General features: G+C 57.0%; 18 protein-coding genes. 12 read left to right on the top strand and 6 right to left on the bottom strand.

The window, feature by feature from the left end:
* Positions 1 to 332 precede the first annotated feature (332 nt).
* Positions 333 to 1,748 (top strand): dihydrolipoyl dehydrogenase, encoded by a 1,416-nt coding sequence (lpdA, locus tag ACQE3E_RS00445; RefSeq protein WP_313729390.1) that lies wholly within the window; start codon positions 333 to 335, stop codon positions 1,746 to 1,748.
* 197 nt (positions 1,749 to 1,945) lie between these two features.
* Positions 1,946 to 2,731 carry a class I SAM-dependent methyltransferase gene (locus ACQE3E_RS00440; protein WP_064026968.1) on the top strand — a complete coding sequence of 262 codons (786 nt, stop codon included), beginning with the start codon at positions 1,946 to 1,948 and terminating at the stop codon, positions 2,729 to 2,731.
* Positions 2,732 to 2,758: 27 nt separating this feature from the next.
* On the opposite strand, the gene ACQE3E_RS00435 is transcribed toward ACQE3E_RS00440, so the two are convergent.
* Together ACQE3E_RS00435 and ACQE3E_RS00430 are read right to left on the bottom strand one after the other, a co-directional pair.
* Complete coding sequence (locus ACQE3E_RS00435; RefSeq protein ID WP_313729391.1) at positions 2,759 to 3,202, bottom strand: NfeD family protein; 444 nt, start codon at positions 3,200 to 3,202, stop codon at positions 2,759 to 2,761.
* Positions 3,203 to 3,206: 4 nt separating this feature from the next.
* Positions 3,207 to 4,127: an SPFH domain-containing protein gene (locus ACQE3E_RS00430; protein WP_064026972.1), complete on the bottom strand. Its 921-nt coding sequence runs from the start codon at positions 4,125 to 4,127 to the stop codon at positions 3,207 to 3,209.
* Positions 4,128 to 4,226: 99 nt separating this feature from the next.
* Here ACQE3E_RS00430 and ACQE3E_RS00425 point away from each other — a divergent pair, with 99 nt between their 5' ends.
* A complete protein-coding gene (locus ACQE3E_RS00425; protein ID WP_281021908.1) occupies positions 4,227 to 4,532 on the top strand; it encodes a hypothetical protein in 306 nt (101 codons plus the stop codon).
* Between the two features lie 20 nt (positions 4,533 to 4,552).
* Here the strand turns inward: ACQE3E_RS00425 and ACQE3E_RS00420 are convergent, their stop codons facing one another.
* Genes ACQE3E_RS00420 through ACQE3E_RS00410 form a run of 3 tightly spaced genes read right to left on the bottom strand, consistent with a single transcriptional unit; the run spans position 4,553 to position 8,342 of the window.
* A complete protein-coding gene (locus ACQE3E_RS00420; RefSeq protein WP_427501134.1) occupies positions 4,553 to 6,499 on the bottom strand; it encodes a transglutaminase TgpA family protein in 1,947 nt (648 codons plus the stop codon).
* Entirely contained in the window at positions 6,496 to 7,440 is a 945-nt protein-coding gene (locus ACQE3E_RS00415) for a DUF58 domain-containing protein (RefSeq protein ID WP_427501133.1), read from the bottom strand. Before ACQE3E_RS00415 ends, ACQE3E_RS00420 begins: the two co-directional genes overlap by 4 nt.
* Entirely contained in the window at positions 7,437 to 8,342 is a 906-nt protein-coding gene (locus ACQE3E_RS00410; RefSeq protein ID WP_427501132.1) for an AAA family ATPase, read from the bottom strand. Before ACQE3E_RS00410 ends, ACQE3E_RS00415 begins: the two co-directional genes overlap by 4 nt.
* 130 nt (positions 8,343 to 8,472) lie before the next feature.
* On the opposite strand from ACQE3E_RS00410, the gene ACQE3E_RS00405 reads away from it, so the two are divergent.
* From ACQE3E_RS00405 to ACQE3E_RS00365, 9 genes are all read left to right on the top strand, one after another.
* Complete coding sequence (locus ACQE3E_RS00405; RefSeq protein ID WP_064026982.1) at positions 8,473 to 8,805, top strand: TraR/DksA family transcriptional regulator; 333 nt, start codon at positions 8,473 to 8,475, stop codon at positions 8,803 to 8,805.
* A gap of 301 nt (positions 8,806 to 9,106) precedes the next feature.
* Positions 9,107 to 10,144 (top strand): type IV pilus twitching motility protein PilT, encoded by a 1,038-nt coding sequence (locus ACQE3E_RS00400; RefSeq protein WP_064026984.1) that lies wholly within the window; start codon positions 9,107 to 9,109, stop codon positions 10,142 to 10,144.
* 15 nt (positions 10,145 to 10,159) lie between these two features.
* On the top strand, positions 10,160 to 11,293 hold the full coding sequence (locus ACQE3E_RS00395; RefSeq protein ID WP_064026987.1) for a PilT/PilU family type 4a pilus ATPase: 1,134 nt from the start codon (positions 10,160 to 10,162) through the stop codon (positions 11,291 to 11,293).
* An 18-nt stretch (positions 11,294 to 11,311) separates the two neighbouring features.
* Positions 11,312 to 12,478, top strand: a complete 1,167-nt coding sequence (gene mltB / locus ACQE3E_RS00390) for a lytic murein transglycosylase B (RefSeq protein WP_313729393.1) — start codon at positions 11,312 to 11,314, stop codon at positions 12,476 to 12,478.
* Between the two features lie 408 nt (positions 12,479 to 12,886).
* Positions 12,887 to 13,099, top strand: coding sequence for a hypothetical protein (locus tag ACQE3E_RS00385; RefSeq protein WP_071160012.1), 213 nt, complete (start codon positions 12,887 to 12,889; stop codon positions 13,097 to 13,099).
* Positions 13,100 to 13,317: 218 nt separating this feature from the next.
* Positions 13,318 to 14,838, top strand: coding sequence for a fumarate hydratase (locus tag ACQE3E_RS00380; RefSeq protein WP_427501131.1), 1,521 nt, complete (start codon positions 13,318 to 13,320; stop codon positions 14,836 to 14,838).
* Positions 14,839 to 15,075: 237 nt separating this feature from the next.
* Positions 15,076 to 16,539, top strand: coding sequence for a transglycosylase SLT domain-containing protein (locus ACQE3E_RS00375; protein WP_427501130.1), 1,464 nt, complete (start codon positions 15,076 to 15,078; stop codon positions 16,537 to 16,539).
* A 315-nt stretch (positions 16,540 to 16,854) separates the two neighbouring features.
* The gene (locus ACQE3E_RS00370) at positions 16,855 to 17,598 is read left to right on the top strand and encodes a methylenetetrahydrofolate reductase (RefSeq protein WP_071160008.1); all 744 of its coding nucleotides are present in this window, start codon (positions 16,855 to 16,857) and stop codon (positions 17,596 to 17,598) included.
* A gap of 419 nt (positions 17,599 to 18,017) precedes the next feature.
* A complete protein-coding gene (locus ACQE3E_RS00365; RefSeq protein WP_231883603.1) occupies positions 18,018 to 18,737 on the top strand; it encodes a YcbK family protein in 720 nt (239 codons plus the stop codon).
* Positions 18,738 to 18,793: 56 nt separating this feature from the next.
* On the opposite strand, the gene ACQE3E_RS00360 is transcribed toward ACQE3E_RS00365, so the two are convergent.
* A complete protein-coding gene (locus ACQE3E_RS00360; protein ID WP_427501129.1) occupies positions 18,794 to 20,428 on the bottom strand; it encodes a L,D-transpeptidase family protein in 1,635 nt (544 codons plus the stop codon).
* Positions 20,429 to 20,489: the final 61 nt, after the last annotated feature.

The raw sequence follows: 20,489 nt of genomic DNA, 5'->3' as shown, positions 1-20,489 counted from the left end.
GACCGGTGTCCAAACGCCTTCGATTATGTGGAATACCACGCCACAGGTCCTCGCCTACGGCTCATCCGTTAAAACCCAGTCTCGAAAGTCGCCCCGCGATTCCGACCGGGTTCCCCCCGAAACCCGGCTGATCCTTACCCCTAGCCTGATGCTCAGCGCGTCAGGGCATCTGGCTCTCGAGTGCCGCCGGTCGCTGACGCAGGTTTTACCGAAAGGCCTCAGTTTAGTTTTTGATCCGTCGCGGTAAGCTGTAAAATCGCCTTTAAGCGTTGACGCCGTTTCGGCATCAGCTGGCACGCCTCACCGATTTCGTCATTTAGGAGTTCCATTTCATGAGCAATACACAAACTCACGCCGAAGTTCTGGTCCTGGGCGGCGGCCCCGGCGGTTACACGGCGGCCTTCCGCGCCGCCGATTTGGGCAAGCAGGTGGTCCTGGTCGAACGCTATCCGGTGCTGGGCGGCGTTTGTCTGAACGTCGGTTGCATTCCGTCGAAAGCCTTGTTGCACGCCGCGCAAATCATCCATGAAGCCGAGGCGATGGCCGAACACGGCGTCAGCTTTGGCCAGCCGCAAGTCGATTTGGATAAAATTCGCGGCTGGAAGCAAAGCGTCAGCCAGGGTTTGAATCAAGGTTTGGCGAAGCTGGCCAAACAGCGCAAAGTCGCCGTGATCAACGGTGTCGGCAAGTTCGCTTCAGCCAATAGCCTGACCGTCGAAAACGAGTCCGGCAGCCAAACCGTGACTTTCGATAACGCGATCATCGCCGCCGGCTCGCAGCCGACTAAAATTCCCGGTTTCCCGCACGACGACCCGCGCGTCTGGGATTCGACCGATGCGTTGAACTTGAACTTCGTGCCGGAGAAGCTGCTGATCGTCGGCGGCGGCATCATCGGTCTGGAAATGGCGACGGTGTATCACGCCTTGGGCTCGAAAATCAGCGTGGTCGAGTTGATGGACCAAATCATCCCCGGCTGCGACAAGGATTTGGTCACGCCGCTGCAACGTAAGATCAAAAAGCAATACGACAATCTGTGGCTGAAAACCAGCGTGAAAGCGATGGAAGCCACCGACGCTGGCATTAAGGTATCTATGGAAGGTAAGGACGCGCCGGAAAGCGAAACTTTCGACGCGGTGCTGGTCGCGGTCGGCCGTCGGCCGAACGGCAAACTAATCGACGCCGATAAAGCAGGCGTTACCGTCGACGAACGCGGCTTTATTCCGGTCGACAAACAGGGCCGCACCAACGTCGGCCACATTTTCGCGATCGGCGACATCGTCGGCAACCCGATGCTGGCCCACAAAGCCACTCACGAAGGCAAAATCGCCGCCGAAACCATTGCCGGCCATAAAGCCGGTTTCGATGCGTTGACGATTCCATCGGTGGCCTACACCGATCCGGAAGTGGCCTGGATGGGATTGACCGAAACCCAGGCGCAACAGCAAGGCGTCGAATACGACAAAGCCGTATTCCCGTGGGCCGCCAGCGGTCGGTCGTTAGCCTTGGGACGTAGCGAAGGCATCACTAAAATTTTGACCGACAAAACCAACGGGCGAATCCTGGGTGCCGGCTTCACCGGCCCCGGCGCAGGCGAGTTGGTGGCGGAAGCGGTATTGGCCTTGGAAATGGGCGCTGACGCCACCGACGTCAGCCTGAGCATCCATCCGCACCCGACCTTGTCGGAGACGTTTGCGTTCGCGGCGGAGATGATAGAAGGGACGATTACCGATCTTTACGTTAAAAAGTAGATAGTTTAGCGGTTTGATTTCCGATCATAATTGGCGTCGGAAATTGAATGTCCGGCAAGTTGTTTATTTGATGATTGATTTTTCCTCGATCACTTGCGTCGTCCATCGGAATGGGAAATTTCCTTCGGAATTAGCGAGGAGATTCCAGACAGGCCGCCGCGTTGGCTATAAATATTACTTTGACAGCAGGTCTGAAAATGGAAAAATTATTCAAAAAGATAAAATACTTGCCTGAATTGGCAAAGAAGTACCGAATACTTAAACACTGTAATCTGCTGGACGATAGGCTTAGCGCATCTGAGTTGGAGCAGTATTTGTACACTTGCAGCGCGGTTGGAACTCATAGAGGGTATTTGCGTTCGCTTCGCGAAACCATGTGCGTCGACCGCGAAGGTAATCCGCTCCCCTGGTACACCTATCCGGCCATCGAACAACTGGCGAAATGGGATTTTTCAGAAGCGGAAGTCTTTGAATTCGGTTGCGGCAATTCGACCCGATGGTGGGCCGGCCGGTCTAAATCGGTCGTGAGCCTGGAGGGCTCACGGGTCTGGTACGACAAAATCTTGTCTTCCAATGTCTTACCGGACAACACCACACCGATACTTGTCGCAATAGATGGGGATGAATATAGTCAAGCATTTGGCGATTACGCGGAGGCTTTGAATAATTTCGGCCAGTTCGACGTCATTATTGTCGACGGCGAATCTCGTTTCAGGACGCGCTACGCTTGCGCAAACAACGCGTTAAAGCATTTAAGAGCAGGTGGTTTGATTATTCTCGATAACTCCGACTGGCATCCGGAATCCGCCAAATTGCTAAGAGATTCAGGATTGCTTCAGATCGATTTTTGCGGTCTCGGCCCCTTGAATACCCACGCCGAGACTACCTCGTTGTTTTTGGACAAATTCTTCAGCGTTAAGCCCGTGAACGATAACGAGCACCCAGGGCAAACTATTGGCGGATTGAAGCTCACCCTGGGTTAAAAATCGCAATCCCCTCACTGGGGGTAGCTAGCGACAGATTTCCACGTCGAACACGGTACCGTTGACGGCGACTACCTTGACCTTACCGCCCACCGGGCAATCGTCGCCGTGGACTTTCCAGATCGTGTCGTCCACCTTGATTTTGCCCTGTCCGTTTTCGATGGCTTCCACCAAATTGAAGGTACGGCCGACGTATTGAGCCCCGCGCCGGTTCAACAGCGGATGATCGCTGGTTTGCGATTTGGCGCCGGCGTAACGGCGCCAAGCCAGTACCGCCGCGATCGCCATCGCCGAGAACAGCAGCACTTGCACGTTAAATCCCATCACCGGCACGACCAGTAACAACGCGCCGGTCACGAAAGCCGCCACCGCCAGCCACAAAAAGAAGAAACCGCTGACCAAAATCTCCAAGCCCAGGAACGCGACCGCGGCCACCCACCAATACCAGAACACGATGTCGAATTCGCTCATCGCACTAGCCTTTTTTGGACAAAGCTTCCTTGGCCAATTCGCCGATACCGCCCAAGGCACCGATCACGCTGGAGGCTTCCAGCGGCATTAGAATCAGCTTGCTGTTGTCGGCGGTGGCGATCTCCTTGATGGACTCGATGTATTTTTGCGCGACGAAAAAATTGATCGCCTGCACGTCGCCCTTGGCGATGGCTTCGGACACCATCAGCGTGGCCTTGGCCTCGGCTTCCGCCAAGCGCTCGCGGGCTTCGGCCTCGCGAAACGCCGCTTCGCGGCGGCCTTCGGCTTCCAGAATCGCGCTCTGTTTCAAACCCTCGGCTTTTAAAATTTCCGCCTGCCGCAAGCCTTCGGCTTCCAAAATCTGCGCGCGTTTTTCCCGTTCGGCCTTCATTTGCCGAGCCATCGAATCGACCAAATCCTTGGGTGGCGCAATGTCCTTGATTTCGATCCGGGTGACTTTGATGCCCCACGGCGTGGTCGCGTCGTCGACCACCGCCAGCAAACGGGCGTTGATTTCGTCGCGGCGCGATAGCAATTCGTCCAGGTCCATCGAACCCATCACGGTGCGGATGTTGGTCATCACCAGATTGATAATCGCCACATCCAGATAATTCACCTCGTAAGCCGCCTTGGCGGCATCCATGATTTGGTAGAACACCACGCCGTCCACCCGCACCATGGCGTTGTCCTTGGTAATGACTTCCTGCGACGGCACGTCGATGACTTGTTCCATCATATTCAATTTTCTGCCGATCTGATCGATGATGGGGACGATGATGTTCAAACCCGGCGTCAAGGTCGCCGTGTACTTGCCGAAACGCTCGACTGTGTATTCCATGCCTTGCGGCACCGATTTGACGCTCATGAACACCATCAAAATGGCGAAAAAGAACAACACTGTCACGAATAAACCGAAACCGCCCATAACTGCCTCCCGAGGCTGATGTAATTTTTTTATGATTGCCGATCCTAAGCCTGGTAATAATATAGGTTTCTTTCACCTGCCGCTAACCAACCCGGATACATGAACACTCTGATTTACTACAGCTTCAACCTCCTGATTCTTACCTTAGTCCTGTTGCTGGTCGGTTTGATCAAGCCTAAGTGGCTGCTATTTTGGATGGACAAACCCGGCCGCTTACCGATCATCTTTGTTTGCACCGGCCTGTTCATGACGTCGGCCGTGATGTACGGTGAAGGCAACAAGGAACTCCAAGCCGAAAAAGCCCAACAAGCCAAGGCCCAAACCCCACCGCCGCCGGCACCCACCGGCGGCGACGTGCCGGTCGTTAAACCGGCGCCGGCCGCCAAGCCGGCGGCTCAGCCCTAAAACGGGCCGATCCGGGCCGATCAGCGTAGAGCGTCGATCCGCCGTTTCAAATCGCTTAGATCGACGTCTTCGCCGGTTTCCTCGAAATACAGGCGGTTAAACGTTTCGGCGATGCGGCCGGCCGGTTCGGCTAAATCGGGTCTTAGCCGGCGAAGCTGATCCGCCAATTCGCTCGGACCATACCCCGGTTTGGCCATCAATCCCGCTTTGACCAAGCGCGCGACGAAGCGTCTATACAACTCGGCGACCGGGTCCCGGCGCCGACGCAATGGTTTCAACAAACGCCAGGCCAGTAGCCCGCCGATGCCGGCCAAACTGGCAAACAGCCAGTAGGCCAGCGTCAACCAATCCTGGATCCCCAGCGCCGACAGAAATTCGCGCTGACTGGCGTTATCGTAATTGATGACCCAGCGCTGCCATTGATAATCGACGTTGCTCCACAACTGAGCACCGCGTTGCAACCAGCTCAGCGCCGTTGGATCGAAATTGGAAGTCCTAAAGTTCACCGCGCCGCTGGCAACCTGCAAGTCGATATCGACGCCGCGCTCGATACGTTCCGGCGCAATCGCCGCGGTCGGATCGAAGCGTACCCAGCCGCGTTCCGCCAGCCAGACTTCCGCCCAGGCATGCGCGTCGGCCTGGCGAACTTCCAGAAATCCGCCGACCGCGTTGAACTGGCCGCCCTGATAACCGCCCACCACCCGCGCCGGAATGCCCGCCGCCCGCAACACATAAACGAACGCGGTCGCGTAGTGACTGCAGAAGCCGGCCCGCTGGTCGAACAAAAACGCTTCGATCGGTTTGACCGGCATAGTCGGCGGCGTCAGCGTGTAACGAAAATTCTGCTCGCGAAAATACCCGAGTAGTCGAGTGATGAAGCGTTCCGGATCGGCATCGCCGTCGCGCAAGCGCTCGACCAGCGCTTGGATCCTGGGCGCCAGCTTGCCCGGCAGTTGCAGGTTTTCCCGGCGTCCCGAGTCGTCGAGGTCGCCGGTCCGGTAGTTGGGGGCCGACGCCAGCCGATATTCGGCGCGTTCGCCGGGGTTGTTGTCGGCCAGCAATTGGTACAAGCCGTTGCGGCGCAATTCGGGCGGATAGCGGTAAGGCAAATCCAGCGCGTAGACCCAATGCTGGTTTTGCGGTTCCATCAACAGCGTGTAGTCGTAAATCCGAGTCGTATCGAAGGCCGGATCGCCTTCGCCGCGACCGGCATAGGGTAGTTGCTGCCAAACCACGCCGTCGGTGAAGGCGTAAATCGGCCCGCGCCAGTAACGCAGATGGGCCGGTGGCAGCTCGCCGGCGAACTTCACCCGGAATACCAGGTCGCCGGACAGACTCAGTTCGGCGATGGCGCCCGGCTCCAGCTTATTACTCAAGCCGCTCCTGGCCCTGTCGGTATCCTGCAACCAACTCCAGCGCGGCGCCTCCAGTCGCGGAAACAATACGAACAACACCAGCGCGGCCGGAACAGCCTGGGCGATCAAGCGCCCGGCACTCCACAGCGCCGCGCCGGTGCGCGGCGTCCGGCTGTTCAACGTAATCAAGGTCGCCAAGCCTAGGACGCAGACTAGCGCAATATAGCCGGCCATCAAGATGCTTTCTTCGTAAAGAAATTGGGTGGCGGCGACGATGAACGACAAAAACACGATCACGTAGACGTCGCGCCGGCCGCGAATTTCCAGCAATTTCAAGCCCAGCGACACCACGAATAAACCGGTGCCGGCATCCCGGCCGAATACGCCGCGCTGCTGACTGAACAGCAAGGCCAGCCCGGCCAAGGTCAGCGCGAACAACAGCCACTTGCCCGGCAAGCAGTCCGGCCGGCCGATACCCACGCATCGCCAGCCCAGCGGCAACAGGAAAAAACCGAACAGCGGCAGCGGCACGTGCCAGGCGTGCGGCAACACGATCAGGCCGGTCGATGCCAACACAAACCAGAGCAGGCGGTCGGGTAAATAGTCGGTCATACGCCGAACACCGCCAGCGCTTCCAGGCAGCGCCGATAATGCTGGGTACCGCGATCGGGCGCCAGGCGCAGATTGGGTAGAACCAAGCCGTAACGCAGGCCGGCATGTTCGGCGTCCACCACCCAGCGGCACAGCAAACTCAAGCGTTCCTCCAAATGGTGGCCGGACGCCGCTTGCAAATCCAGCCACAGCTCGGCGGCGGTATTGCCGCCGTACTGTTTGCTATGCACGCCTTGGCCCTTGGCGTAAGTCTTCCAATCGATCTGCCGTAGGGTGTCGCCGAGTTGGTAGGCCCGCAATCCGTTGAACTCGTCGCCGCCGCGCGCCCGATAGCCTGCCCGGCCGTCGCCGCCGGCTTGCTCGGGAAACGGCACGCCCGGCTCGGCCGGTTTAGGGTAAACCAGCAATGGACTATCGAAACGCAACGGCGACCAAGCGCGAAATATACCCAGCGGATAACTACTGCTGACGGTTAAAGTGCCCGGTTGGCGCCGTCCGCGCAGGGCGGCAGTCTCGAATAACGTGACGGTACGGCTTTGTTCGGCCGGCAATTCCACTGTCAAGCGACTCCGCAAACTCAACTCGAGATTTGGACGAGGTCGCCGTCCCGGTTCCAGCGTAAAAGCGTAAGCGGCCGGTTGGCCCGCGAATACCGGTGCCTGCCGCCCGGCCCGCACCACCAAGCCCGCCAGCGCCAGATAGGTATGCAGTATCGTCACAAAAAAAACGCCGGCCAACAAAAAACCCAACAAGTAGCACAGGTTGTTGCCGTAAACGTAGCCGATCAGCAATAGCACGCCGATCAAGCCAACGAACAACAATCCCCGCCGGTTGGGAATAATGAAGATGCGCCGGTGATTGAGTTCTATCGCGTCGCCGGACGGCGCTTCGCCGCGAATGAAGCGGGACAGGCGAAAGCGTTCCGACAGCTTCAGGCTCACAACACGGCGACTTGTTCGAGTATCGGCGCGACGGTGGCCGCCGAATCGACAACCCCCGCCTGCAAGCGATGGCCGGCCACCGCCGGCAACACGGCTTGCAAGTCTTCCGGCAAGACCGCCTTGCGCCGGTCCAGAAACGCCCAAGCCCTAGCAGCGGCTAATAAGCCCAATCCGCCGCGCGGCGACAAGCCGCTGGCGTAATCCGGGTGGTGCCGGCTGAAATCCAAGATGCCTTGCAGATAATCCAGCAAGGCCGGCGAAACGTGAACCTCGGTCGCCGCCAATTGCATTTCGAGCAATTCGCCGGCGCCGATCACCACCGGCAGATTGTCGATCAAGGCATGGCGGGGACGGCCGCTTAGCAATTCGCGTTCGGCCTGGCGATCGGGATAACCCAGTTCGATCCGCATCAAAAACCGATCCACCTGCGATTCCGGCAGCGGGAAAGTGCCGATCTGGTGAGCCGGATTCTGGGTCGCGATGACGAAAAACGGCTGCGGCAACGGATAGGTCTTGCCTTCTATCGTCACCTGACGCTCTTCCATCGCCTCCAGCAACGCGCTTTGGGCCTTGGGCGTGGCCCGGTTGATTTCGTCGGCCAACACCATTTGCTTGAAAATCGGTCCGGCGTGAAACGTAAACGTCTGGCGTTGGGCATCGAAGACCGACGAGCCGAGAATATCGGCGGGCAAAATGTCGCTGGTGAATTGGATGCGCTGGTACTCCATCCCAAACAGTTTGGCCAGGGTGTGCGCCAGCGTGGTTTTGCCGACGCCCGGAATGTCCTCGATCAACAGATGTCCTCTGGCCAGCAGACAGCAAACCGCCAACCGGATTTGGCGGGGCTTGCCGAGGATAATCCGGTTAGCGGTGTCCAATAAGCGTTCGAGGGCGAGATCCATCGGAGAAATGTCGGTAGCGAAAGGGCTGCGGCCGAGTATAGTCCAGCCCGGTTGCACCCGCCATCGGCTTCGTTGTATAAAGCCGACAGCCCCAACACCCATGCGATCCGGCCGGACCGCGGAGACGCTTATGAAAGACTACGACGACGTGCGCGACCAGCTTTTGAACATGCTGGAAGAGCTGGACGACCGCCTCGGTAAAATTACCGACGACGTTAAGCACATCGACCAAGCGCTGGACCGCGATTTTTCCGAACAAGCGACCCAAACCGAGAACGACGAAGTGCTGGATGCCATCGGCAACGTCACTCGGGACGAAGTCGAAAAAATCAAGCAAGCGATCATCCGCATCGACGCCGGCACCTACGGTATCTGCCAACGCTGCGGCGAGCCGATCAAGCCCGCCCGGCTGGCCGCATTGCCCTACGCCGCGCTCTGCATACGCTGCGCGGAGCAACAGTAAACGGGGAGACGCCACCAATGGTTCCGCGCGGGTGAAGCGAGCGCTACTTGGGTCTGCGCCTCGCATTCGAAGACAACAGCCGAGCCTGCCGGCCTGCAACCTTTTCGACAAGCGGAACGGACTTAACCGGCGAAATTAAACGGGCTATCACGCTTGTCAAAGCGGCCATTCCCCCGGCCTAGATTGGCTACATCGTTAGGTCCAATGCTGTGTTTTCGGCGGGTTCGGCGCGCATCCCCGCCGCCGATTCGGATTTTGTACTATCCTTTGCCCACCACCTTTTTTCGTTGGACCCCGCCCCATGGACATCGCAGAATTGCTGACTTTTTCCGTTAAAAACAAAGCCTCGGACCTGCATTTGTCCGCCGGCTTGCCGCCGATGATCCGGGTGGACGGCGACATCCGGCGGATCAACATCCCGCCGCTCAATCACAAGGAAGTCCACGCGCTGATCTACGACATCATGAACGACAAGCAGCGCCGCGATTACGAGGAGTTTCTGGAGACCGACTTTTCGTTCGCGTTGCCCGGCGTGGCTCGATTCCGGGTCAACGCTTTCAATCAGGATCGCGGCGCGGCCGGCGTGTTCCGGACCATTCCGTCCAAGGTGCTGACGTTGGAAGATTTGGACGCGCCGAAATTTTTCGCGGAACTGTGTACCAAACCACGCGGCTTGATCCTGGTGACCGGACCGACCGGTTCCGGTAAGTCGACGACGCTAGCGGCGATGATCAATCACATCAACACCAACGATTACGCGCACATCCTGACCGTCGAAGACCCGATCGAATTCGTTCACGAAAGCCAGAAATCGCTGATCAACCAACGCGAAATTCACCGCGATACCTTGGGTTTTAACGAAGCCTTGCGCTCGGCCTTGCGGGAAGACCCCGACATCATCCTGGTCGGCGAGATGCGCGACCTGGAAACCATCCGGCTGGCGCTGACCGCCGCGGAAACCGGCCACTTGGTGTTCGGCACGCTGCACACCACCTCGGCCGCGAAAACCATAGACCGGATTATCGACGTGTTCCCCGCCGCCGAGAAAGACATGATCCGGGCCATGCTGTCGGAATCCTTGCAAGCGGTGATTTCTCAAACGCTGCTGAAGAAAGTCGGCGGCGGCCGAATCGCCGCGCACGAAATCATGGTCGGCACGCCGGCGATTCGCAACCTGATCCGCGAGGCCAAGGTCGCGCAAATGTATTCGGCGATCCAAACCGGCCGCAAGGACGGCATGCAGACGCTGGATCAAAACCTGAAGGAACTGGTTGATAAGGGTTTGATCACCGCGAAGGCGGCGATGACGCGCGCGGTCAACAAAGATATGTTCCGCTGAGGTTAAGGAGGGGCCATGGACTTTAAAGCCTTATTGGCGCTGATGGTCGAGAAAAGAGCGTCCGACCTGTTCATTACCGCCGGCCGGGCGCCGTCCATGAAAGTGGACGGCAAGGTCGTCGAAGTATCCAAGGGTGTTTTGAACAGCGAACAAACCATGAAACTGGTGCTCAGCGTGATGTCGCAACGCCAGCGCGACGAGTTCGAGAATACTAAGGAATGCCAGTTCGCGCTGAGTGTCAGTGAATTGGGTCGCTTCCGGGTAAGCGCCTTTACTCAACGCGATTCGGCCGGCATGGTGTTACGCCGCATCGAAACCACGATTCCTACCGCCGAACAACTGCACCTGCCGCCGGTGCTGAAAGACTTGATCATGTATAAGCGCGGTCTGGTGATGTTCGTCGGCGCGACCGGCACCGGTAAATCCACATCGCTGGCGGCGCTGATTCGGCATCGCAACGAAAACACCAGCGGTCACATCATTTCGATCGAGGACCCGATCGAGTTCATCCATCCGCACCAAGGCTGTATTGTGACCCAACGCGAAGTGGGCCTGGATACCGAGTCCTTCGAAGTCGCGCTGAAAAACACTTTGCGGCAAGCGCCCGACGTGATCCTGATCGGCGAGGTACGCACCCGCGACACGATGCAGCACGCCATCACCTTCGCCGAAACCGGTCACTTGTGCGTTTGTACCTTGCATGCCAACAACGCCAACCAAGCGTTGGACCGGATTCTGCATTTCTTTCCGGAGGAAATGCACAGCCAATTGTTCATGGACCTATCGTTGAATCTGCGTGGTATCGTCGCCCAACAACTGGTGCAGCGCTCGGACGGCAAGGGCCGCTATCCGGCGATCGAAATTCTGTTGAACACCCCGCTGGTGTCGGACATGATCCGCAAGGGCGAAGTGCATAAACTGAAGGAATTGATGAAGAATTCGCGCGAACACGGCATGCAGACTTTCGACCAAGCGCTTTACGATTTGTACGCAGCCGGTAAAATTAGCTACGAAGACGCGCTACACGCCGCCGACTCCCGCAACGAAGTCCGCCTGATGATCAAACTGGGCGCCGAAAACGTCAATTTCGAGGTCAAGGACATGATGCTGGAAGAAAACGACGACGACGGAGGCGCGCTGTATAAATAACATTGGGTAACCCGACCTTTGAAACCTCCGAATTCTCCGCGCGCCAACAAAATCGCCGCCGTCCTGCTGATTGCGCTGCTGGATGGCTGCAGCTCTCAACCCATTTCCAAGAACGCGCCCTCCGAGCGGGCTTACAGTCCAACCCGGCAAGCGCCGCCGGAACGCGGCCGTACCGCGACACCCGATTTAAGGCCGCTGGCCGAACCCGGCAACTATCGGGCCTCTTCGGTATCCGGCGATTACGCCGGATACCCAGCGCTCGGCCGTTTTATTGACGACATCAGCCAAAAGCACGGCTTCCATCGCGAATATCTGTACGGACTGTTCAGCCAAGCCAAGCGCAAGCAATGGACTCTGGACTACCTCGCCAAGTCGGACCAAGCGATGAAGGGCAAGCCGGCCAAGGGCGGCTGGAGCCGCTATCGCGCCCAATTTCTCGACGCCCGTCATATCGACGCCGGCGTCGCTTTCTGGCAAAAGTACCGATCCTCGCTGCAACGCGCCAGCCGCGAATACGGCGTGCCGGCCGAGTACATCCTTGGCATTCTGGCGGTGGAAACCACGTTCGGCGGTTTCGTCGGCAATCACCGCGTCATTGACGCCCTAACCACCTTGGCCTTCGATTACCAGCGCCGGGGCGAGTATTTCCGAGGCGAACTGGAGAATTTTCTGGTCATGACCCGTGCCGAAGGCGTGGACCCCGGCAAGCCGGTCGGCTCGTTCGCCGGCGCGATGGGCTTGGGTCAGTTTATGCCCAGCAGCTTTTTGCAATGGGCGGTCGACTTCAACGGCGATGGCCGCCGCGATCTATGGAATCCGGAAGACGCGATCGGCAGCGTCGCCCACTATTTTGCCGAACACGGTTGGCAAGCCGGTCAACCGGTGGTTTCCGCCGCGTCCGGCCAACCCGCCGCCGACTTGGAAACCGGCTTCGACAGCCGGTATTCGCTGGACAAACTGACTGACGCGGGGCTGAAACCGGCGGAATCCTGCAGTTGCGATTACCCGCTCAGTTTGCTGTTGCTCCGTCACCATGACCGCGACGAATACCGGCTGGGACACCCCAACTTTTACGTCATTACCCGTTACAACCACAGCACCCATTATGCGATGGCGGTACACGAGCTGGCTCAAGCGATCAAAAGCGGCTATTTGAGAACGGCGGGCGGGGACGGTCTTGGTTAGTCCCAAGGCCTAACGTAAGTCGTACGGTAAGTCGAATGCCGCCAAGCCCGGCCTTAAACGCACTGGCAAATTCCGGTTGCAGCGCGAGCCGGCCCGCGCGGTGTCCACCCGACTGAATCCTCACACTCCACATCCATAGTTTCAATGCGTTGCGAACCGCGCGGTTCCCACCGACCAGCGCCGACGCATGTCAAAAACCTTCCCGACATCCGCACCGTCATCATGGTCGCGCACTGGACCATCGAACAATTCCAGGCCGGCGCTTTCAAGGCGACCATACGCAACAAGCCGATAATTGCAAAATTGATCACATTTTTAATCAAACCAGATTGCCAAATCGTAAATTCTTTCAAAGAAAAATGGCGATGCTGACATTGGACTGACCGTGGACGGTAAAGGATAGTTGTCATGAAAATTTACTTAATTACAGACGAGCAACAGGAAGAACTGGAGAGGCAACGCGACTCCCTGATCAAAACCAAATCGATGTGCGATCTGATGCTGGATATCGCCACCCAATCCGGCGACTTGGCGACTTTCGATGCCGCGCTGGAAATCGCCAACACCGAACTGGATCGCCTGGAAGTCTTCTTCGATATGCCGGATTTATGCCTTCGATAATCAAACAAGGCCATCGAGATCGAGAGCGGCACGCCGCACTTTCAAGCCCCTATTGGTCGATATAGGGAATATCCAGGCCTTCCTGCGGCGTTGAGGGGCGATTTTGCGGCTCCCGCGTATCGACGAGCTAACGGATAAATACCGGCACTTTCAAAAGTGCCCAACCCCTCGGCTCTTCGTGGTAAATTTCGGGCTGATTTTTAGCTTTCAGTTGCGCCATGACAACGATACGTCAAGACGATTTCATCCAAAGCATCGCCGATGCCTTGCAATTCATCTCGTACTACCATCCTCAGGATTTTATCGACGCCTTATACACGGCGTATCTGAAGGAGCAAAGCCCGGCCGCCAAGGACGCGATGGCGCAGATTTTAATCAACTCGCGGATGTGCGCCGAAGGCCGCCGGCCGATTTGTCAGGACACCGGCATCGTCACGGTGTTTTTGAAGATCGGCATGGAGGTGCGCTGGGACGCCAAGCTGGGTGTTAGCGAAATGGTCAACGAAGGCGTACGGCGGGCTTATCTGCATCCGGATAACGTGTTGCGGGCATCCATCCTGTCCGATCCGGCCGGCAAGCGTATCAACACCAAGGACAATACGCCGGCGGTGGTGCATATGGAGCAGGTGCCGGGCGATAAAGTAGACGTGGAAGTCGCGGCGAAGGGCGGCGGCTCGGAAGCCAAGTCCAAATTCGTCATGCTGAATCCGGCCGACAGCATCGCCGATTGGGTGATGAAAACCGTGCCGACCATGGGCGCCGGCTGGTGTCCGCCCGGCATTTTGGGTATCGGCATCGGCGGCACCGCCGAGAAAGCCATGATTTTGGCCAAACAGGCTTGCATGGGTTCTATCGATATTCAGGACTTGATCGCGCGCGGCCCTAGCAATGCGCTGGAAGACTTGCGGCTGGAGTTGTACGACAAAGTCAACGCGCTGGGCATCGGAGCCCAGGGTCTGGGCGGCTTGACCACGGTGCTGGATGTGAAAATCCTGGATTACCCAACTCACGCGGCCAATAAGCCGGTGGCGATGATCCCCAACTGTGCAGCCACCCGCCATGCCCATTTCGTCTTGGACGGCTCAGGCCCAGCCGTATTAACGCCGCCCAGTTTATCCGACTGGCCGGCAATTACCCAATCCGCCAGCACGGCGCGGCGGGTCAATATCGACGGCCTGACCAAGCAAGACGTTGCCGACTGGAAACCCGGCGAAACTCTACTGCTCAGCGGCACATTGCTGACCGGTCGCGACGCCGCCCACAAGCGTATTGTCGATCTATTAAACAAAGGCGAACCGTTACCGAACGGCGTGGATTTAAAGGACAAGTTCATTTATTACGTCGGTCCGGTCGATGCGGTGCGCGACGAAGTGGTTGGCCCGGCCGGCCCGACCACCGCCACCCGGATGGACGGCTTTACCGATACGGTACTGGAAAAAACCGGCCTCCTGGGCATGATCGGTAAATCCGAGCGCGGCCCGCAAGCAATAGCCGCCATCGCCAAGCACAAAGCCGTGTATTTGATCGCGGTCGGCGGTGCGGCTTATTTGGTCTCCAAAGCCATCAAACAGGCGCGGGTCGTCGCGTTTCCGGAATTGGGCATGGAAGCGGTACACGAATTCGTGGTCGAGGATATGCCGGTGACGGTGGCGGTCGATAGTCGGGGCGAGTCGATACACGACACCGCTCCCAAGGAATGGCAATCGAAGATTGGCAAGATTCCAGTCGTGACCGAGTAATTTACGGCATTACCCCCGTAGCCTGAAGGCGGCAGTCTACCGATACGCAAGGATTCGAGGCCCAGTAGTTAGAAACGGATGTAACCCCGGCACCTTAGCCGTCCACGCTGACTCGACAACGAAATCTATTCGGAAAATCAAGCGGACCCGCATGCCAACTCGACGTTCCCACCTGTCCCCGGCTCGCGGTATAGTGCCAATCTTCGATAATTTCAAAGCAGTGTTATTCATCGTCCGATGCCGAAATTCATACTGAAACTGTTTGTACTGTGTCTGGCGTTGCCGCAACCCGCGCTTGCCGATGCCGACCTATTTCCGAACCGGTCCACATCCGGTTCGACCCGGCAATTGTCGCTGACCAACGAGGTTTGGGTCGGCGATTTCTCGCAAATGTTGGAGCGGCGATTAATTCGAGTTTTAGCGCCTCACAGCCGGACGCTATATTTTCACGATAAGGGTCGCGAGCGCGGTTTAACCGCCGAACTGGTGCGTAACTTCGAACGTTACATTAACCATCAATACGCCAAGCAGTTACACAAACGGCCGATTACCGTTGTAATCGTGCCGACGACTCGCGACCGGCTGATTGATGATCTCAAGCGCGGCTTGGGAGACATTGTCGCCGCCGATCTGACTAAAACCCCGGAGCGTCTTGATCTGGTCGACTTTCTGGCGCCCGACGACTATTCGATCTCCGAGTTGGTGCTGGTTCGTCGCGGCGGCGAAGTAATCGCTAACGTCGAGGACTTAAGCGGCAAAACCGTGCATGTCCGCCCGTCGTCCAGCTACCACGCCAGCCTGACCGCGTTGAACGGCCGACTGAAAAGCGCCGGAAAAGCGCCGGTCAATATCGTCACCGTACCGGATGCGATTGAAGACGAAGATTTAATGGAAATGCTGAATGCCGGCTTGGTCGGCATCATCATCGTCGACGATTGGAAGGCGGATATTTGGGCCAAGGTTTTGCCCAATATCACCGTGACCGATGTGGCGGTGCGCTCCGCCGGACAGTCGGGGTGGGTTTTTCGCAAGCAAAGTCCCGAATTGCAGGCGGTACTGCGGGACTTTTATTTCAATGATGTCAAAAAACATCGTTTGATCGAACAAACCATCGTGGCTTTCAATAAAAACATCGAGCAAATCCGGAACAACACCGCCGATCAGGAATGGCAGCGTTTCGCCGATATGCTGAAGCTGTTCGAAAAATACGGCGACCAATACCGCTTCGACCCACTGATGCTGGCCGCCCAAGGTTTTCAGGAATCGCAACTGAGGCAGAGCGCGCGCGGACCAACCGGCGCGATTGGGGTGATGCAGGTACTGCCGTCCACCGGCCGGAGCCTAAACGTCGGCGACGTGCGGCGTTTGGAAGCCAACATCCACGCCGGCGCAAAGTATTTGGACGATTTGATGGCGCGTTACTTCAGCGACATCGAGTTCCGCGACGACGACCGAACGCTTTTTGCCTTCGCCAGCTACAATGCCGGCCCTGGCGCCATCACCCGTCTGCGCCATGAGGCGGAAAAGCGCGGCTTCGACCCCAATCGCTGGTTCAATAACCTGGAATTGGTCGTCGCCGATAAAATAGGCTGGGAAACCACGACCTACGTGCGCAATATTTACAAATACTATGCGGCGTACAAGCTGCAGTTGGCAATTCAGCAGCATCAGCAACAGACGCGCGAGCAATTCATCCCTTAGCAAAATAGTTCCGAACCGTCTCGCACGCGTTTTTTGTCCCGGAGTCGGCTAGAATACCGAATCAATCGGCCAGATGTAGCGTGTGTATTGCCCCCGGCGGAGATGCCTCCGTCGGAAATGCCTAAATATCCGCTGCCGCCAACCCAACATTCATTAACTCAACGTCCAACAAACGTTTCAACACCCTAACATCGCAACCAGCGCTAGCGCCGGCAGCCGAATCTCCGAGCAGGCCATCTAGGATGATTGAGTTTTGGTTCGGCCTAAGTGCTAACGGTAGCGGCGAATCGACGCTCAACACTGCACGTAACGTCCATGAATATCTCTTTTGAAATAGTGCCTAGAAGCCTTGCGGCTTTCGATGAACAATACGCTTTCGTTCAAGGTTTGGGTAACGGTATCAATATCATCAACATACCGGATATCCAGCGTTTCGACACCCGTAGTTGGGAATTGGCGACTCGCATCGATCGCGGCAAATATCGCTTTGTTCCGCATTTTCGAGCAATCGATTTCAAGATTGAGAGCGGCGAGTTGTACCGGATCATCGAGCAGTACCAGTTGGACAGCGTATTGCTGGTCACCGGCGATCCGCCGGAAGGCTTGAAGCGGGCTTTTTACAACACCGATGTCGTGGATCTGATTCGTGCGACACATCAGCGTTTTCCCGAGTTGAATATCTATGCCGGTTTCGACCCGCATCGGCACGGTCTGCGGGACGAATGCGACTACATCCAGCGCAAGGCCGATGCCGGCGCGACAGGGCTATTTTCGCAACCGTTCTACGATAGCCGAATGGTGGAGATTTATGCCGAGCAGGTTCGGGGGCTGGAGACCTATATCGGGATCAGTCCAATCATCACCAAAGCGTCGATGAATTATTGGGAAGTCAAAAACCAGGTCAAATTTCCGGCCGACTTCCGCCCCGATTACGACTGGAACGTTGCCTTCGCCAACCAGCTGATCGCGTCCGCCACCATTGCCGATCTGCACGTTTACTTCATGCCGATTCGGATCGACTTGCAAAAATATTTCGAACGGATAGACCTGCCGCGTTGAGCTGCTCCTACCCATTGCCGCACCGAAGGGGAGCCGCGGTTTCCCACAAAACGGGCCAGAACCGTGATGCAGTGCTATAATCGTTCCGGATCTTTTTGGGTTTTGGCCTTCGGAATCAATAACTATCCGAGCGAAGTTAAATTGGGAGATGATGGATGCTGAGACGTAACTTAGAAAATCACAGCAGCAAACAGGACGAGGTGGAACTCTCTCGTCGTAGTTTTTTCGGCCGTTTCGCGGTCGGCGCTGTCTTATCTATAGCGATGCCCGGCGCGGTGCAGGCAGCAAAAAAATCGGCGGCAAAATCGGAACACAACCATGGCGCGGCAGCCGCCGGCAGAACTGCGGTGCGCTTACCTAAACACGCCGCTAAGGCGGCGCGAGAAATTCACAAGTCTGGATCCAGCCGGGGATCAAACATGACGGTAGCAAGCAGATCGGCTAAATCCGCGCGACCGGATCACGGTCATGCCCGTCTCGCTTCGGCGGACCAGCATGGCGCGCCTAACAGCCGGGTACACGACGTTTACGGCGGAAAAAAACACGGCGTGACGACGGAATATCACTATGCGAATCGGCATAGTTATCACGGCGGTAGAGTACATTCGGAGATTCAACCGATCCAACGCGATTTGGTGATGCCAGGCCCGCGCGAGCCGATGTTTTTAGCGGACCGGGGACGCTTGGTGAATCATCGTTCGCTGGCTTTTCAAAATCCGCATACCGGCGATCACTTGAATCTGACCTATTTTGAAAAAGGCCGCTATCTGAGCGATGCGTTGAACGAAATCAGTTTTTTGCTGCGGGACCACCGCACCGATGATGTTCACCCCATCGATCCGGAGCTTTTGGATCAATTACACGATCTCAAGCAAATGCTGGGTCTAAGTCAGCCGTTCGATGTGATTTGCGGTTATCGCTCGCCGTTAACCAACGCCAAATTGCACGCCGAACATTCGGGCGTCGCCAACAACAGCTTCCATATGTATGGCCGGGCGGTCGACATTCGCATCGAACGCTTCGATCTGCGGCGCATCCACAATGCGGCGGTAGCGATGCATCGCGGCGGAGTGGGCTATTATCCGGACTCGAATTTCATCCACCTGGATACCGGAACGTTTAGAACCTGGAGCTTGTAACTCGCCAGCCCATAAAAAAAGCGCCTTTAAGGCGCTTTTTTTATGGGCATCCCGGATTACGGATTGGTCGGGAGGTCCGAGGTTTTGTTCGCCGCCAATTGATTGTTGGCGGCGGCATTCGGCGCCGACGGGTTTTGCAATTTTTGTAGGGCTTTTTTCAATTGCTCGTCTTGCCCGTAAATATCCGGATAAAAGCGCAACTGGTTTTGGTGATCGACGAACGCGGTGCCGTAATAAAACAACACCGGTACCGAGCGCTTCAAGGTCACGTGGCGAGTCTTCGGAGCGGACATCGCTGATTTAATGCTTTCCTTGTCCCAGCCTTGTTGATCACCCAACACGAATTCGGCCAACTGCTCCGGCTCTGCGACCCGAACGCAACCGTGACTCAAGTCGCGACGTTGGCGATTGAAAGCCGCCCGGCCCGGCGTATCGTGCAAATAAACGTCGGCGGTGTTCGGGAACACGAATTTGACGCGGCCCAGCGGGTTTTTCTTGCCGGGCCGTTGCCGGGCGCGCAAATAGCTGCCGCCGCCGCGCTCCTCGCTATTTTGGTGACGAACCAGTTCGATATCCTGGCTAGCCAGATAGCCTTCGTTATTCGCGGTTTTCGGCAAGATTTCCTTCTCGAAAATACTTTTCGGAATATTCCAGTAAGGCATGAACTCCAGGTATTTCATTTCTTCCCAGAGTAGCGGCGTCTGATTGTCCGGGGATTTACCAACGATGACTTTCATGTTCAACGGATTGGCATCGTCGGTCGAATTAAACGCCCACAATTCGAAGGCGGGGATGTTGACGACTATCATAGGGCCGTCGGCGGGATCTGGAATCCAGCGCGCCCGTTCCATCGCCAGCTCGATTTGCGCAATTTTTTCGCCGACGGATTGCGCGTTCAACGCCGCCAATGTCGCCGGACCTATGACGCCGTCGGCCTTCAACGCTTGCTGTTGCTGAATCTTTTTGACCGCTTCGACCAAATCGCTAGAATACGTATCGTCTCCGCCTTGCAGCGAGTCAACCACACCCAGCGCGACCAGACGTTGACGCAAATTGGCGACTTGCGGATGCCGGTCGCCGGGTCTTAACGCATGTCCGGGTTTGAACTCCGCCAGATCGCTTTGCCGGTCCAGTTGCCGCAGCCGATTCAGAATCTGTTTCAGCTGTTGATACTGCTTGGCTTTCGGCTCGAAAGTTTGGACGAGTTCGGGCAGAGTCTGCTTATCTAAATGCTCTCGTAACAAGGTCGCCACATCCAAGGTTGGTTTAGGGGCGATATGCACCGGATAGCCGACTTCGCGGGGCTCGACCTGACCCTGGCGCAATTCGTGCAGGAAGCGCACTAGCGACACCGTCAATGCGACGTCGTGGCCGGCAATCGCGTTTCCGGTCGGGATTAAGCCGCCAATCAAATTCCGGATATGGTCGACATCATAATTGCCCGGATTTAGCGCATCGTTAGGCGCATTATTCAAAATATCGATCAAATCGCGCAGATTCTTTTCGGAACGTGCGGCGGAGAACCAAATCGGTTGAAAATGGCTGTTCTGGTAGACCTGATTGACGAGCTCGCTCACGCGGCTAAAATCGGCGCGCAGCAGCAAAGGGTGTTGTTTGCTGAGCAGTATCGCGCCGATAGGATTGTCGGCAGGAATCGGAATCGTAGGCGGACTGACCTGGCTTGGCGGCATGGTCTCCAGCACAGGCGCGGCCGCGGGTACATCCGCACTTAGCGCTGGAACCGTGCCTTGA

The organism is Methylomonas sp. MED-D, assembly GCF_050276835.1.
GTDB lineage: Bacteria > Pseudomonadota > Gammaproteobacteria > Methylococcales > Methylomonadaceae > Methylomonas > Methylomonas koyamae_A.
Note: the sequence above shows the minus strand (reverse complement) of the source record. Positions and strands in the feature narration are given on the sequence as shown.

Bases quoted from the DNA above. Each gene is read 5' to 3' on its own strand.
- lpdA (WP_313729390.1), top strand. From the start codon at position 333: ATGAGCAATACACAAACTCACGCCGAAGTTCTGGTCCTGGGCGGCGGC.
- ACQE3E_RS00440 (WP_064026968.1), top strand. From the start codon at position 1,946: ATGGAAAAATTATTCAAAAAGATAAAATACTTGCCTGAATTGGCAAAG.
- ACQE3E_RS00435 (WP_313729391.1), bottom strand. From the start codon at position 3,202: ATGAGCGAATTCGACATCGTGTTCTGGTATTGGTGGGTGGCCGCGGTC.
- ACQE3E_RS00430 (WP_064026972.1), bottom strand. From the start codon at position 4,127: ATGGGCGGTTTCGGTTTATTCGTGACAGTGTTGTTCTTTTTCGCCATT.
- ACQE3E_RS00425 (WP_281021908.1), top strand. From the start codon at position 4,227: ATGAACACTCTGATTTACTACAGCTTCAACCTCCTGATTCTTACCTTA.
- ACQE3E_RS00420 (WP_427501134.1), bottom strand. From the start codon at position 6,499: ATGACCGACTATTTACCCGACCGCCTGCTCTGGTTTGTGTTGGCATCG.
- ACQE3E_RS00410 (WP_427501132.1), bottom strand. From the start codon at position 8,342: ATGGATCTCGCCCTCGAACGCTTATTGGACACCGCTAACCGGATTATC.
- ACQE3E_RS00405 (WP_064026982.1), top strand. From the start codon at position 8,473: ATGAAAGACTACGACGACGTGCGCGACCAGCTTTTGAACATGCTGGAA.
- ACQE3E_RS00400 (WP_064026984.1), top strand. From the start codon at position 9,107: ATGGACATCGCAGAATTGCTGACTTTTTCCGTTAAAAACAAAGCCTCG.
- ACQE3E_RS00395 (WP_064026987.1), top strand. From the start codon at position 10,160: ATGGACTTTAAAGCCTTATTGGCGCTGATGGTCGAGAAAAGAGCGTCC.
- ACQE3E_RS00385 (WP_071160012.1), top strand. From the start codon at position 12,887: ATGAAAATTTACTTAATTACAGACGAGCAACAGGAAGAACTGGAGAGG.
- ACQE3E_RS00380 (WP_427501131.1), top strand. From the start codon at position 13,318: ATGACAACGATACGTCAAGACGATTTCATCCAAAGCATCGCCGATGCC.
- ACQE3E_RS00375 (WP_427501130.1), top strand. From the start codon at position 15,076: ATGCCGAAATTCATACTGAAACTGTTTGTACTGTGTCTGGCGTTGCCG.
- ACQE3E_RS00370 (WP_071160008.1), top strand. From the start codon at position 16,855: ATGAATATCTCTTTTGAAATAGTGCCTAGAAGCCTTGCGGCTTTCGAT.
- ACQE3E_RS00365 (WP_231883603.1), top strand. From the start codon at position 18,018: ATGACGGTAGCAAGCAGATCGGCTAAATCCGCGCGACCGGATCACGGT.
- ACQE3E_RS00360 (WP_427501129.1), bottom strand. From the start codon at position 20,428: ATGCCGCCAAGCCAGGTCAGTCCGCCTACGATTCCGATTCCTGCCGAC.